14 protein-coding genes and 1 pseudogene are annotated in these 14571 nt (G+C 62.6%); 11 read left to right on the top strand and 4 right to left on the bottom strand.

The features are described from left to right. Positions 1-10 precede the first annotated feature (10 nt). Complete coding sequence (locus HYG82_RS27860) at positions 11-781, bottom strand: enoyl-CoA hydratase/isomerase family protein (protein ID WP_179260348.1); 771 nt, start codon at positions 779-781, stop codon at positions 11-13. Between the two features lie 128 nt (positions 782-909). Between HYG82_RS27860 and msrA the strand changes: the two genes are divergently transcribed. From msrA to HYG82_RS27845, 3 genes and pseudogenes are all read left to right on the top strand, one after another. Beyond that, complete coding sequence (msrA, locus tag HYG82_RS27855; RefSeq protein WP_179260347.1) at positions 910-1440, top strand: peptide-methionine (S)-S-oxide reductase MsrA; 531 nt, start codon at positions 910-912, stop codon at positions 1438-1440. Positions 1441-1591: 151 nt separating this feature from the next. Continuing rightward, positions 1592-2006, top strand: a pseudogene (locus HYG82_RS27850) (CBS domain-containing protein). Between the two features lie 156 nt (positions 2007-2162). Further along, the gene (locus HYG82_RS27845) at positions 2163-3395 is read left to right on the top strand and encodes an FAD-dependent oxidoreductase (RefSeq protein WP_179260346.1); all 1233 of its coding nucleotides are present in this window, start codon (positions 2163-2165) and stop codon (positions 3393-3395) included. Between the two features lie 241 nt (positions 3396-3636). Here HYG82_RS27845 and HYG82_RS27840 read toward each other — a convergent pair whose 3' ends face one another. Both HYG82_RS27840 and HYG82_RS27835 read right to left on the bottom strand, forming a co-directional pair. Next, positions 3637-4086, bottom strand: a complete 450-nt coding sequence (locus HYG82_RS27840) for a universal stress protein (protein ID WP_179260345.1) — start codon at positions 4084-4086, stop codon at positions 3637-3639. 308 nt (positions 4087-4394) lie between these two features. Beyond that, on the bottom strand, positions 4395-4754 hold the full coding sequence (locus HYG82_RS27835; protein ID WP_179260344.1) for a winged helix-turn-helix domain-containing protein: 360 nt from the start codon (positions 4752-4754) through the stop codon (positions 4395-4397). Between the two features lie 115 nt (positions 4755-4869). On the opposite strand from HYG82_RS27835, the gene HYG82_RS27830 reads away from it, so the two are divergent. From HYG82_RS27830 to HYG82_RS27815, 4 genes are all read left to right on the top strand, one after another. Then, positions 4870-5559 carry a cob(I)yrinic acid a,c-diamide adenosyltransferase gene (locus HYG82_RS27830; RefSeq protein ID WP_179260343.1) on the top strand — a complete coding sequence of 230 codons (690 nt, stop codon included), beginning with the start codon at positions 4870-4872 and terminating at the stop codon, positions 5557-5559. A gap of 105 nt (positions 5560-5664) precedes the next feature. Beyond that, on the top strand, positions 5665-6438 hold the full coding sequence (locus tag HYG82_RS27825; protein ID WP_179260342.1) for an ABC transporter ATP-binding protein: 774 nt from the start codon (positions 5665-5667) through the stop codon (positions 6436-6438). After that, positions 6435-7919, top strand: coding sequence for a hypothetical protein (locus tag HYG82_RS27820; protein ID WP_179260341.1), 1485 nt, complete (start codon positions 6435-6437; stop codon positions 7917-7919). The genes HYG82_RS27825 and HYG82_RS27820 overlap by 4 nt, the downstream gene beginning before the upstream one ends. Positions 7920-8137: 218 nt before the next feature. Continuing rightward, positions 8138-9862, top strand: a complete 1725-nt coding sequence (locus HYG82_RS27815; protein WP_179260340.1) for a cobyric acid synthase — start codon at positions 8138-8140, stop codon at positions 9860-9862. Between the two features lie 30 nt (positions 9863-9892). Here HYG82_RS27815 and HYG82_RS27810 read toward each other — a convergent pair whose 3' ends face one another. Then, positions 9893-10282, bottom strand: coding sequence for a ribbon-helix-helix domain-containing protein (locus HYG82_RS27810; RefSeq protein WP_179260339.1), 390 nt, complete (start codon positions 10280-10282; stop codon positions 9893-9895). A gap of 143 nt (positions 10283-10425) precedes the next feature. Here HYG82_RS27810 and HYG82_RS27805 point away from each other — a divergent pair, with 143 nt between their 5' ends. The 4 genes from HYG82_RS27805 (at position 10426) to HYG82_RS27790 (ending at position 14544) form a co-directional block, all read left to right on the top strand. Beyond that, entirely contained in the window at positions 10426-11238 is an 813-nt protein-coding gene (locus HYG82_RS27805) for a hypothetical protein (RefSeq protein WP_235217850.1), read from the top strand. 196 nt (positions 11239-11434) lie between these two features. Beyond that, positions 11435-11686: an MTH865 family protein gene (locus HYG82_RS27800; protein WP_179260338.1), complete on the top strand. Its 252-nt coding sequence runs from the start codon at positions 11435-11437 to the stop codon at positions 11684-11686. A 161-nt stretch (positions 11687-11847) separates the two neighbouring features. Next, positions 11848-13986 (top strand): bacterio-opsin activator domain-containing protein, encoded by a 2139-nt coding sequence (locus tag HYG82_RS27795; RefSeq protein ID WP_179260337.1) that lies wholly within the window; start codon positions 11848-11850, stop codon positions 13984-13986. A 291-nt stretch (positions 13987-14277) separates the two neighbouring features. Then, on the top strand, positions 14278-14544 hold the full coding sequence (locus tag HYG82_RS27790; RefSeq protein ID WP_179260336.1) for a hypothetical protein: 267 nt from the start codon (positions 14278-14280) through the stop codon (positions 14542-14544). Positions 14545-14571 lie beyond the last annotated feature (27 nt).

Below are 14571 nucleotides of genomic sequence, written 5' to 3'. Positions count from 1 at the left end.
AGGGTGTTCGTTATTCGAACTCCGGCTCTCGGTCCTCGACGAATGCCGCCATTCCTTCGCGCTGATCGTGCGTCCCGAAGAGGCTCGCGAAGGCGCGTTTCTCGTATTCGAGTCCGCTCGCCTGCCCTCCTTCGTATCCCTGATTGATCGCCTGTTTGGCGGTTTGCATCGCGAATGCCGGCTTCGCAGCGATTCGATCGGCCAGTTCGGCGGCGACGTCTGTGAGCTCATCGTCGGGAACGACCTCGCCGAACAGACCCGCCTCAGCAGCGGAGTCGGCGTCGAGACGGTCGCCGAAGAAGATCATCCGACGCGCGGTTTCGTCGCCGACGAGACGCGGCAGCCGCTGGGTGGCGCCCCAACCGGGGATGATCCCCAGATCGATTTCGGTGTTGCCGATCAACGCTGACTCGCTCGCGACCCGCAGGTCACAGGCCAGCGCCATCTCACAGCCGCCACCGAACGCGTATCCGTTGACAGCGGCGATCGTCGGGGCGGGGAACGCCTCGAGCGCGTCGGTGACGTCGTGGCCGAGTTCCCCCCATTCCTGTGCCGCTTCCGCGGAGAGGTCCCGCATATACTTGATGTCTGCACCGGCGATGAACGAATCGCCGGCCCCCGTCAGAACGAGCGCGCGAGCGCCGTCGGTCGCCGCCTCCTCGATCGCTTCGCCCATCGCCTCGAGCGTCGCGACGTTCAACGCGTTGAGTGCGTCGGGTCGGTCGACGGTTAGCGTTGCGACGTCTCCCTCCCATTCGAGTCGAACTGTTTCCCAGGACATGTCCCGGCGTTTCGCGGCCACGTTCAAATCTTTTCGGACCTGCTGCGAATTGAAAGGCTGAAGATGGAGCCGACGAGCGAGCGTCTCTTCCCGTCACATCTTTGCTCGAGGATGTCCTACAGTTCGCTATGGAACGAGCCACGTTCGGCGGCGGCTGTTTCTGGTGTACCGAGGCAGCGATGAAAGAACTCGAGGGCGTCGCGTCGGTCACGTCCGGTTACGCAGGCGGACATGCCGAGGACCCGTCCTATCGTGAGGTCTGCTCCGGGACTACGGGACATGCAGAAGTCGTGCAGGTGGAGTACGATCCGGACGTGATCGGATACGACGAACTACTGGCCGTGTTTTTCGCCACGCACGACCCGACCCAACTGAACAGACAGGGGCCGGACGTGGGCACCCAGTACCGCTCTATCGTGCTGTATCACGACGAGACCCAGCGGGAACGTGCCGAAGCCTACCTCGACGCGCTTGACGACGAGTACGACGACGACGTAGTGACGGAACTCGAGCCCCTCGAAACGTTTTACCGCGCCGAAGAAACGCATCAGGACTACTTCGAAAAGAATCCGAACGACGCGTACTGCACGATGCACGCTGCCCCGAAAGTCGAGAAGGTCCGGGAGAAGTTCCGGGAAAAGGTCGCCGCTGATCAGTAGCGCAGCTAACTTGCGTTCACTCGAAAGATTCGACTTGAATACCGGCCCGGTTGTGATCCTCGTAAACGTGTCTCTGGACAAGCTCGGCTCCGAGAACGTCGTCACCACCGAATGAGACCGCGAACTCGAGGAACTATCGACGCGGTTGGACGTGGAAAACGTCGGTTCGATCGTCGTCACGGAGGGCGACGATCCCGTCGGGATAATCACCGACCGTGACGTCGCGCACACGATACACGAACACGACGACGTCGAGTCGGTGTCGGTCGAGTCGGTGTCGGTCGAGTCGGTGTCGGTCGAGTCGGTGTCGGTCGAGTCGGTGTCGGTCGAGTCGGTGTCGGTCGAGGAGGAACTGACCGAGGATCCGTCGACTGTCCACGAAGACGACGATCCGATCCCGGTCTCGGACGATCAAAGAACACAACGTCCGTCGCTTCCCGATCGTGGATGACGACGGCGAGCTGACGGGAATAGCCACGCTCGACGATCTGGTCGCGACTATCGGTGAGGAACTCGAAAACGTCTCGGAAACGATTGACTCGCAGTCCCCAGATTACAGCCCGTAGCACCCGCCGGGTCCGCTTCGAGTCGCGGCGTATCGACCGTTCAGATCGCACAATGCTCTCTTTCTGACAGTCAATCGCGGTCGTGACGAGTGATAGCAACGAGGACCGAGCGATAGCGGGGTAAACCTATGTCCGGCCGGCTGCCCTCGTGAGATTATGGACAGTTCCATTGACGTCCTCGTGATCGGCGGCGGTGCAACGGGAGCGGGGATCGCACGCGACCTCGCGCTCCGAGGCGTCGACGTGACGCTCGTCGAACGCGACGGGCTTGCCGCGGGCGCATCGGGCCGCTCACACGGTCTGCTTCACAGCGGCGCTCGCTACGCCGAAGCCGACGGTCCGGAGGCTCGTGCGTGTCTCGAGGAGAGTCACACCCTGCGACGAATCGCGGGAGCGTGTATCAGAGAGACGCGAGGGCTCTTCGTTCAGTTGGCTGCCGACGACCCGGCGTACTTCGAGGCGAAGCGACGCGCGTGTGACGACGCTGGGATTTCGACTGAAGTCGTCGACGCTGGCGCAGTTCGCGAGACGATACCTGACGTCACCGACGATCTCGAGCGAGCGATGTGGGTTCCGGACGGCGTGGTCGTTCCGTCGCGGTTGGTCGCGGCAAACGCAGCGGACGTGAGCGAACACGGCGGCCGGATTCGGACGCACGCACCGGTCAGGTCGATGACTCGCGAGGATGATCGGATCGCGAGCGTTGCGCTCGGGGGCGAGGTCGACCGGACCGTTCGCCCGCGCTACGTCGTTAACGCGACCGGACCCCATGCCGGCCGCATCGCGGACATGGCCGGCGTCTCGGTCGCGATGCGGCCGACCCGCGGCGTCATGGTCTCGGTTGCCTACGATGGCCTCGGACCGGTTCTCAACCGGTGTCGCGAACCCGCGGACGGAGATATCATCGTCCCTCACGACGGCGAAGTCGTCCTCGGGACGACGAGCGTCGCCGTCGAGGACCCGGACGACTACGAACGGGCGAACTGGGAGGTCGAGCGTACGATCGAGGAGTGTGCAGCGATGCTCCCGCCGGTCGCCGACGCCGACCGCGTGCGGACGTGGTGGGGTGTCCGACCGTTGTACGAACCCGACGAAGCCGCTCGTGGCGGGCGCGGAATTTCCCGCGGCTTTCACCTGCTCGACCACGCCGACGACGGACTCGCGAACTGTTGTAGCATCGTCGGCGGGAAATTGACCACGTACCGGAAGATGGCCGAAGCGACGGCGGACCTCGTCTGTGATCGACTCGGCGTCGACGCCGACTGTTCCACGGCAGATCGGCAGCTTCCGGCCGTGACGGATCCGACCCAGCTCGACGCGTTCGTCGAGCGGTTCGACGGGCAGGGACCGACGGATTCAGATATCGTCGATCGGACCGACCCACCGTAGGCTATCGGCAAGGGCCGCCGGCGGCACTCCTCCTCCCGGTTTCCGATCAGGTACGATCGAAGCGTTTCCGTCGAACGAATAGCGGCCTCGAATACGGTCGGATCGACCGCGTGCTCTGGGAGGTCGTGTGCGGCTGCTGGATAAACTCGCGAATCGCGGGAGTATCGGGTACCCGGATCGTTTTTCGACGCGAGCCATCACACGGCGAGTCAGTTCGTAGCGGCCCCATAACCGAGTCCCGTCACCGAATGAGACTGACGCGAATCGGTGCACGGAACGCGACAGCCTCGGTTACGCTCCCGAGCAGAATGCGAGCGTCCTCCTCGCGACCGTGACTGCCCATGATGATCTGATCGACGTCGTTGTCCGTCGCGTACTCGACGATTTCCTTGCTCGGGTTTCCGGTGACCGTCTCGAGCGAGAGTTCCGTCTCGTACTCCGCGGCGAGGTCCCGTGCGTCCGCCAGAAGGTCGGTGGCGAGTTCGTCTGCGCGTTCGTACCACTCGTCGGAACCGTGGATCGGTTCGGTCTCACCGTCGTACGGAACGTCGTACACGCTATACCCCGGTTCGAACGGATCGATGACGTGCAACGCGACGATTTCCGCCTCGGGGTGCTCTTCGAGTGCCGTTTCGAGGGCCAGCTGTGAGAGGGGTGAGCCGTCGATTGGAACGAGAATGCGTTCGGACATCGGTCGTCACTCCACCGTACTGAGAGAAAAAACCGGAGCCCGACCGAACCGGTTCGAACGTCGTCCACCACCGCTCCGATAGTCCGTTACCGTCCACGGGTGCGGGGCCAGCACCGATCAATTCCGTTACGAGTCGTCCTCCTCGAGCGACCTCACCGAGTGTGTTTCAGTGCTCGATTCTTCGAACGTGACGGGAGTACTCACCGCGCCAGGACGATTTCGCTCGGGGTTACCAGAGCGGTAGCCCGAGTAGTGGTCGGTGTTGCGTGTTGTCCGTCGGTGATCTCTTCGAAGACGCGGGGATACGGTCAGAACTCTCGGGTGACGTTAGACCAGAATCCGAGTTCCGCAGACAGATCCACGTCGACGCGTAGTTCGTTGTCGTCGTCGAGGTCGATGGAGATTCGGTTCAGGTTGGCGACGTACCGGGACTTCTGGTGACGTCCCTGACGGACGCCGACGGTTTCTTCTACAAGACCAGCCGTCGTCAGGGAATCGAGTTTGCGGTAGGTCGTCGAAAGCGGCCGGTCGGTCGCGTCGGCGACTTCGTGGACCGTCATCGGCTCCTCGAGCACGGCGATGATCTCCCGGCACGTACCGTCGTCGAGTGCGGCGATCACGCCCTCGAACGTGGGAGCATCGTCCGACGAGGAGAACTCGAGTGTCATGCGCTGAACGCGGGTTGGGAGCGAGGCCTAAAGACACGTTTGGTTGGGGACGTTCCCGCTCCGCGACGGATCGATCGTGGACAACTACATGTGCCGTCGGGCCAACCGGGTGCGTATGAGCGACGACCGGGCCGACGACGCACCGATCGAGAACACGCCGGGACAGGGGCGGACGCCGGAACCGGAGCGCATCGAACCGGCCGCACCGGAAGCGTTCGGCCTCGTCCAGGTATGGTGGGGCGACGGAAAAGGAAAGACGACCGCCACGTTGGGTATGGGCGTTCGGGCTGCGGGCCACGGCTACCGCGTTCACATGCTCCAGTTCATGAAAGGCGGGGCCTCGAGCGTCGAGGCGGTTCGCGGCGAATACAACGCTATCGCCGCGATGCCGGGAATCAGCTACGAGAATCTCGGCCACTACGGCTGGCACGGGATGGCCGATGGGAGCGACGAAAGCGACCACGAAGCCGAGGCTCAGGCCGGCCTCGAGCGCGCTCACGAACTCCTCGGGGCGGCCGACGACGCAGACCTCGGCGAACCGATCGCCCTCGACGCGGATCCCGACTCGGGAATGCACATGCTGATCCTCGATGAGATCCTCTACGCCGCGGATCGTGGCCTCCTTTCGGAGTCCGACGTCCACGACCTGATCGACGCAAAGCCAGCCAACCTCGAGATGGTGCTGTCGGGAAGCCACACCGAACCGGCGTATCTCGCCGAACGCGCCGACCTCATCACGAACGTCCGGAAGGTGAAACATCCGATCGACGACGGCCAGCGGGCGCGACGCGGGACCGAGTTTTGATCGGCTCGCTCAGCGAACGACCGCTCACCGGACGCAGCCATGCCACCGACGCTGTTTTTCTCCCAGTACAGCTATTATGAATTCCTGATAATAGCTCGATGTTCAATGGGTGCAATTCGGGTAGACGCACTGCGAAAGTCCTACGGATCCGTGGAGGCGGTCGCCGATATGAGTTTCACCGTCGAGCGCGGGGAACTGTACGGCTTTCTCGGGCCGAACGGTGCAGGAAAGACCACGACGATACGGATACTGACCGGCCAGATCAATCCTGATTCCGGTGACGTGTCAGTTCTCGACACCGATCCCGTCGCGGAGCCGATCGAGACGCGCCGCCGGGTCGGTATCCTGCCGGAACAGGGGATGCCGCCGAGTTTTCTCACGCCGCGAGAGTATTTCGAATTCGTCGGCGAAGTTCGGAATCTCTCGCCGAAGCGGGTCGAAACGCAGACCGACGCCTGGGCAGCCCGGCTCGGGTTCGAGAGTAAACTCGATACGTTACACACCGACCTCTCGCGAGGCCAGCAACAGAAGGTGATGATCACCCAGGCGTTCATCCACGAGCCTGCCGTGGTCTTCATCGACGAACCGCTCGCGAATCTCGATCCACTCGTCCAGGAACAGGTCAAGCAGTTTCTCGTCTCCTACGCGGCCGGCGACAACGCCGTTTTCGTCTCGACGCACAACATCGACGTCGCAGAAGCGATCTGTACTCGCGTGGGGATCGTTGCCGACGGTCGCCTCGTGACCGAACGATCGTTGACCGGCGACGCTCGGGACGGCAGCGAGGGCGACGAATCGTTGCTCGAGATTTTCCTCGAGCGCGTCGAGGACGAAGACACGAGGGACGTCCCGACACTCGAACGGACGGGCGCACAATGACCGGAACGGGTTCTACGGACCCGACACGGGCTGCTGGCCCGGAACGATCGCGATCGGGTCTGCCCACGAGACGGTTACTCGTGATTCTCTTCCGCGAGGAATGGCGACTCCACACGCAGCTATTCGGCGGCTGGCGGTTCGCTCTATTCCCGTTCGTGATCGCCGCTCTCGCGGTGAGCGCGTCCATCGCGCTCGTCGAGACCGGTTCCACGCCGAGAACGGTAATTGGCGGTCTACACGCGCTCGCGTTCGGCTTCGGTCTCTACAGCGGGACTGCCGGGTTCGCGGGCTCGGACATGCTCGAGAACGTGTTCGGCCGGTTGTCGCTGCTCCTCTCGTCGTCGACGACGCTGCCGCTCTCGCGGCGACGCTTGTTGGGCGCGTTCCTCCTGAAAGACGCGCTATTCTACGGCGTTGCGTTCGTCCTACCGATGGCGCTGTCGAGTGTGCCTCTCGAGGGGGTATCGGTTCGGATGCCGCTCGCGATTGCGGAGCTCTGGCTCTCGCTTTACCTCGTTTTCGCGGCCGGAATGGCGGTCACGGACGCGGCGATCGCCGCTCGAACGCGCGGCGTGCCACCGTGGGCGATCGCGCTGACAGTCGGACTCGGTATCGTCGGCGGCTGGACGATCGGCGGATTCGAGGCTATCCGGTCCGTTCTCGTGCCGATTCGTGGGTCCGCGAGTTCCGTCCTGGTGCTGAGTTCGGCAACCATCGTCGTCGCGGCCACGTCGCTTGCGGCCTACGACCCGACCTACGGCCGCCCGTCGCGCACCTCGGCCGACCGATTCGCCCGTCTTTGCGGAACGGTCCCCACCGATCACGCACCCCTGGTGACGAAGACGCTGCTCGATCTCGCACGCTCCTCCGGCGGGGTCTGGAAGCCGTTCGTTTCGTCGACGATCCTGCTAGCGCTCGTAGCCGCGCTCGTCGGCGTCGTCGATTCGATCACCGGCATTGCGCCCGCGCCGGGGATCTTCTTCGGCGGTGTCCTCGGTCTCTCGGCCTTTACGACCTACAACTGGCTCACGCAGTTCGACTCGCTCGAGGACTACCTCGCGTACCCCGTTTCTATCGAGGCTGTCTTTCGGGCGAAGCGGATCGCGTTCGTTCTCGTCGGCGCACCGACGGCTGCGGCGCCGTACCTTGCGGCTGTCGTCTGGTTCGACGCGACGGTCGTCGATGCCCTCGCAGGGGCGCTGCTGTTAGCCGGCTATGCCCTGTACTACTACGGCCTTACCGTCTACATCGCCGGCTTCGACCCCAACGAGTTCCTCTTCGATGCCGTTCGGTTCGCGACGTTTACGGTCGGCGTCGCCGTCGCGCTCGTGCCGACGCTGGTCGCTGGCTTCGTCGTCGCCCCGCCGTCGGTGGAACTCGCCGTCGCGCTCGGCCTCGCCGGAATTGCGTTCGGCGGTGTCGGTACTATCCTCTCGAATCGCGCCGGAGCGCGCTGGGAAAACCGCTATCGGATGGACTAGCGATTCCCAGTGCCGTCGACTGAGATTCCGGTCGGGAATTTCGACACGCTCGCGGATGCGAACCGACTGCGTCTGGCAGACCGAACCCGACCTGCGTACCTGTGTTGGGTCGCTGCCGTGATGGCAGAACACAACGACGCGGTCCATCGGCCCACCGTCGGAGCGCCACCGAACCGACAGGACGATACCGTCGGCTCGACCACTACAGTCCAACGCGGATGACCAGAACGCTCCTCGTCGCCGGAACTGCGAGCCACGTCGGCAAATCGACGGTCGCTGCCGGCCTCTGTCGGTTGCTCGCCGACCGCGGGATCGACGTCGCCCCGTTCAAGGGCCAGAACATGAGTAACAACGCTCGAGTCGTCGTTCGGCCGGATACCGACGGCCGGCAGCCCGACGATGCCGATGACAGTTCCGGCGACGCTGCAAGCGACAAATCCGACGATCGATGGGGCGAGATCGGCGTCTCCCAGTTCGTCCAGGCTCGAGCGGCCCGCACGACGCCGACGACCGATTGCAACCCGGTCCTGCTCAAGCCCCGCGGCAACGGGGAAAGTCAACTGGTACTCCAGGGGGCGGCCCACGACCACGTGCCTGCCGGCGCGTACTACGAGGAGCACTGGGATCGAGCCCGTGCGGTCGCCGAGGAATCCCACCGGCGGCTGGCGGCCGACAACGAGGTGATCGTCGCCGAGGGCGCGGGCGGCATCGGCGAGATCAATCTGCACGACCGCGACCTCGCTAACGTCGAGACAGCCGAATTTGCAGACGCCGACGTTCTCCTGTTGGCCGACATCGAACGCGGCGGGGCGTTCGCCAGCCTCTACGGCACCATCGAACTCGTTCCCGATGCCATTCGCGATCGAATCGTCGGCGCGCTCATCACGAAATTCCGGGGCGATCCCTCCCTGCTTGAGCCCGGGATCGACGAAATCGAATCACGGACAGGGGTTCCAATCTTGGGCGTGCTTCCCTACGACGACCCCGGGCTCCCGGAAGAGGACAGCGTTAGCCTACCCGGCAGCGAAGAGCGGGCCGTCGTCGGTGACGACGACGGGGTTCCCCCGGGCCGACGGATACGGATCGCCGTCCCCAGACTCCCCAGAATATCGAACGCGACGGACCTCGAGGCGCTGGCGTCCGAACCCGGCGTCTCGATCGTGTACGTGCCGGTCGACGCCGGGACCGGGAACGCCGATTGCGCGACCAACGATTCCCCTGCGGACGCCAACGACGGCCACGGCAGCCCGCTTGGAGATAACGGCCACGGCAGCCCGCTTGGAGATAACGGCCACGGCAGCCCACTCGAGGACGTCGACGCCGATGCAGTCGTCCTGCCGGGCACGAAAAATACGGTCGACGATCTCCTGGCGATGCACGAGGCCGGATTTGCCGATGCGCTCGCGGCCTTCGCCGGACCGATCGTTGGCATCTGCGGCGGGTATCAGATGCTCGGCGAACGGATCACCAACGCCGCACTCGAAGGGACGAGCGACGACGATATCGTCGAGGGTCTCGGCCTCCTTCCGGTCGAAACTCGATTCGAAGGCGAGAAACACCTCGAGCAAACGACGGTTCCCGTCGACGGATCGGCCACGTCGTTGCTTTCCGGTGCGGCCGGTGCAGCAACTGGCTACGAGATCCACGCCGGTCGGACGCGGGCAGTGGGTGACGTGAACCGACCGCTTGGCGACTCGAGTGCAGCCTGCGGGCGTGTACTGGGGACCTATCTGCATGGACTGTTCGATAACGAGACGGTGCGGACGGCGTTTCTCGAGTCCGTCGCAACCGACGCGGGCGTTGATCGACCGATGCGTGACGAATCCGCTTTCGAACCACCCAGCGACGATCCGGCGACCGCGACGCCGTCCGATCGAGCGGCACGACTCGTCCGCGACAACGTCACTCTGGCGGCGCTCGGTGAACCGTTCGACGTGATATGATCGCCTCTGAGGGGTCGGGTGACTGACCCGTTACAGTTCGCCGTTGCGGTACGTTCCGAGCAGTTCCTCCAGGATGATACACTCCTGGTCGGACGCGTCGTAGTGGGTATCGATAAACCGCTCTGCGGCCTCGTAATTTCCGCGCAGGCCCTGTTTTCGGACGGTAATCACGGCGTCGAGAAAGAAGGTTCCACCGTCGGTACCGAACGATTCTGCGTATTGGCGGTGGTTGATATCGAGTTCGGACTTGATTTCATCGAAGTTGAACGTCTTCACCTCGTGGTCCGTATCGATCAGCGTGAGGACGTACTCCGCGGAAAACCGATAAAATTCGGATTTGCTTTCGAACATACCGTCTTCGACGAGCGCGTCGATCTGTTCGACCACGTCGTCCGGGTACCTGACGGTATCTTTCGCCATGTCCCGACACTGTTCGCTGCTGACTCATTACTGTTTCGGAGATCTAGTACGGATGTCATACGGTCGTCCGGCGGATCTCGAACGAAGGGTCGAATCGATACGCGAGTCGCCATCGTTTCTCGAGGATTTCGCCGCCTCGGCGGATGTTCGTCGTCGTTCGTATCGAGTTTCGAAACGGAACGAACGTTAAAGGGACCGGCCCGAATCCACTCAGACGAGTTGGTGTAATCGACGTGTATCCGGGTGTCTTCCTCAGTTCCCTCCCGTGGTGGATCGCAGCACCGCTGATACAGATTGCGGTCCTCGTCTTCGGGATGGCGCTCGACGAGACATACGTCAACCGAACGACGGTGTTGACCGGCGCGATCGCGGTCCACATCCACGGATTCGTCGCCGGCGACGTCGGTCTGCTGGTCGGCCTCTACGCCGATCTCGGGCTCGCGGTCGGAGCGTACGGACTTTACGCGTACGTCGTCGACGCTTACGTCGGTCCCGTCTTTCGTCTCGTCGCCTATTTTTGTTATTCTCCGGTATCGGTTTTTCTCGTCATTTTGACGGCCGGGCCGACGCTGTTCGGGATCGAACCGCTGTTCGTCCCCGCTCTCGCACTGGCTGGCTACGGGAACGTTCAACTTCAGGAGTACCTCGCTCCGAACGATCCCTACTACTTCGGCCCAGAATCCGAAGCGGCGTTCGAAGCGGCCGTCGAGGCCGAATCTGGCACCGATGCAGCTGTCGGAAGCGACACGGCGGACGTCTCATCGAACGCGACCGGCCCGACTGCAACTGGCGCCACTGCTGGTTCGCCCGGATCGGCGAGTGCTGACGGGGGAACGGCGGACGCGGCCGGGGATACACACACCCAGGGAGATATCGATCCGTCGGGTGCCGAGCCGGCTGCGACCGGAACGTCGAGCGAGCGAGGCATTCTCCCGGAGTTCATGCGTCGGCTCTAACTGTACTGGATACGGAATGGAGGGCCAGCCGGATTCTACAGGCGGAGCAGGCCGAGTGCCTCGGGGTCGCCCGAAACGGCGTAGCCGTTTCGTGATGACGAGAGACCGCAGGTCTCTCGAACCACTTGACCCCGAGGCGGTTCACCACTCCATAACGGATTTATTGTTTGTTTAACACGTGGAATCGAGGAGCACAATGGCAGATACAGCCGAACTCCGCGAGCAATTGATCGAGGCGTTCGAAGACGCGGATTACCCAGTTTCGGGACAGATGGAACTCGTCCCAGCGCTTCCGGACGGTCCCGGGACGAAATTCGAATCCGCCGACTTTTCGATGACTGCGATGGAACTGAGTACCAAGACCTCCGGCGGCGATTTCCCCTATGAGGACGTCGAGTCCCTCGTCGACGATCTTCTCGAGGAACTGGAAGAACGGAACGAACTCTGACCGACGCCGGCACGTAGCAGTGCAGAATCGAAACGGGGGCTATCCCCGTGATGTCGGACGATTACTGGCCGACCAGCAGACTTTTATTCCGTAGTACCATCCCGCTAGAAAGACACACTGTGTCAGACCGGTTCGAGACGGTGACACAGATGGTACAACGGATGACAACTGCACATCGATCGAGACCGATAATTCTCGTGACAGACGATCGGGAGCAACAGAGTCGTCTCCGAACCCGACTCCGCAAGGCTACTGACCGCGACGTTCGAACAGTTCCCGCAACCGGTGGATTCAGGGCCGTCCTCGACTCTGCCGTAGAGGATGTCGAAACCGGGGCTGAGACTGAAGTCGAAACCGGAACCGAAACCGAGACCGAAATCGACGGACCCGTCGAGTTTCCATCCGACGCGGGCCCGAACGGTGACGAGTCGACCCTGATCGACGCTGAGTCCTCGGCAATCGAGTGTAGCCCGGGATCGGTTCGTCCGATAGCGGTCGTCCTCGAACTCGACTGTCCCGGCGAAATACAGTCGATTCTTCGGCGTCTCCACGCCACGCTTCCTGCTGTTCCGACGATCGTCGCCCCACATAACGGAAGCGAGCGACTCGCCACCGTTGCACTCCGAGCTAACGCGACCGAATACGTTCCAACGGAACGCGACGAGGACCCGATCGATCGTATCGTCACGACGATAGACTCTCAGCCGTCGCCCGTCGGTGAAAGCGACCACCACCGCATTCTCGCCAACAGATTGCCCGACGAAGCGTTCGTTATCAGCGAGGACGGCACATATCTCGAGGCAAAAGTCCATCCCGATTCAGCGGAACTCTCCTCGGTCTCCGCCGACGACATCCTGGGAACGAGTCTCGAGGATGTCTACCCTGATCCGGTCGCCGCGAACTTACAGAACTGCGTCGATCGCGCGATTCGGACCGACGGCGTTCAGTCCGTCGAGTACGAGGCGAACACGGCGGACGGTTGCAGACAATTCGAGGCCCGCGTCGTCCCGATCGAGGAACGGATACAGGGTCGACGTGCGGTCGTCTGGCTCGCTCGAGACATCACCGAGCGAGTCCGACGCGAGCAGCAACTTCGCTCGCGGCAGGATCAACTCGAAACGCTCAATCGGATCAATGCAGTCGTCAGACAAGTGATCGAGACGCTCGTCGAGGCACCGGCCCGCGACGCCATCGAGCGTGAGGTTTGTGAGCAGTTGGTCGACTCGGATCTGTACTGTGCCTCGTGGATCGCCGAACGAACCGGCGACGGAAACCTCTCCTATCGGACCGGTGCGGGCGAGGCCGACACCTACCTCGAACGCGTCCGCGAACTCGGTATTTGTCACGACCGGCCGGTCGCACGGGCGGCCCAGACGGGCGAGATCCGAACGGCGAATCGAATTCTCGAGGACGAAACGGTACCGGACGCACTCGAAGAAGCAGCCTACGAGGACGACGTCCGATCGGCGATCGCCGCCCCGATTACCCACGAAGATGCAACCTACGGGGTTCTCACTGTTCTGGCGAGTCGAGACGACGCCTTCAGCGAGCGCGAACGGGCGGGATTCCGGTTGCTCGGCGAAACGATCGGGTTCACCATCATGGCCGTCAAAAACCGGCAATTACTCTTTGCCGATACGGTAGTCGAACTCGAGTTTCGGATCGACGGGGGTGATACGTTCTCGTTCGACCTGTCCGAGAAGCACGGCTGTACATGCTCCCTCGAATGGGCCGGTACAACCGCGAACGGACGCACGTTTCAGTACGTGACGATCGACGGACTTGACGGCGACACGGTCCTCGAGGAGGCGATGGCGCACGATTCTATCGAGGAGTGTCGACTCATCCACGATGGGGAAGAAAGCTGTACGATCGAGATGCGTCTCTCGGAGTCGGGAGTTCGAACGCTCGCGAATCACGGGGCGACGATTCGGGACGTATCAGTCGAAACCGGTGTCGGTACCTGTCTGGTCGAGGTATCACAGGATGCCGACGTCAGAGAGATTGCCGAAGCGTTGACGCTCATCTACGAGAACACCGAACTCGTCGCCAGACGGGAAGTCGATCGACCGGTTCGGACGGCGGCTGAACGCAGGAATCGGATCCTGGATCGACTTACCGACCGTCAGTTGACGACGTTGCGACTTGCTTATTATGGCGGCTTTTTCGACTGGCCACGAGAGAGTACGGGCGAAGAAATCGCCGAAGCGATGGATATCTCGCCACCGACGATGCACCAGCACTTGCGAAAGGGTCTCAAGTCGATTCTCGGCGAATTCTTCGAGGTCAACCGTCACTAGCCACGAGCCAGTCGGCAGTACCTGTACCGATTGGCCTCTGCGGTCGAAAAGGGTCGAGCACCGCTGTCAGCGGTTGTCAACGTCCGTTCGACTGACGGGACTGTCGATAGACTCGGGATGACACGTCTAATCGGACGCGACGTTCACACGATTTTGAGAGTCACGTTTTCTTTAAGATGCGCTATGTGAACCCGCGAGCGGATGCACGCGGCGGTCGATCCTTCGACGAGGAATGACGACGGTCGTTCGGAATACAGGAGCTCTCGCCCACCCGTCGCGGAGGGTGCAGCCGTGGTAGCGCTGCCGTTCGAGTCCCTCTTCGAGGGTTCAGACGGGCGGTATTACACCGACTGGCAGGTCACGGAACGTCAACGAACCGGCGAATGGACGCTTTGCATTCGGCAGCGAGCACCTGATCGGCGACTGGTCGAAACCGACGGCGGTGCGTTGCTTTTGCTCACGCCGACTGAACTCGAGGAGTTGCCATCTGGAATCGAAATTCGCGTCTCAGACGGACGCGCTCGCGTGGTCGACGCCCGCTGTGCTCCTCCTGGGTAGTCGGTTCGGCCGTTCAATGAGTCGGAA

This window comes from Natrinema halophilum, from assembly GCF_013402815.2.
GTDB classification, from domain to species: domain Archaea; phylum Halobacteriota; class Halobacteria; order Halobacteriales; family Natrialbaceae; genus Natrinema; species Natrinema halophilum.
The sequence above is the reverse complement of the archived record's forward strand: the minus strand, read 5'-3'. Positions and strand labels throughout refer to the sequence as shown.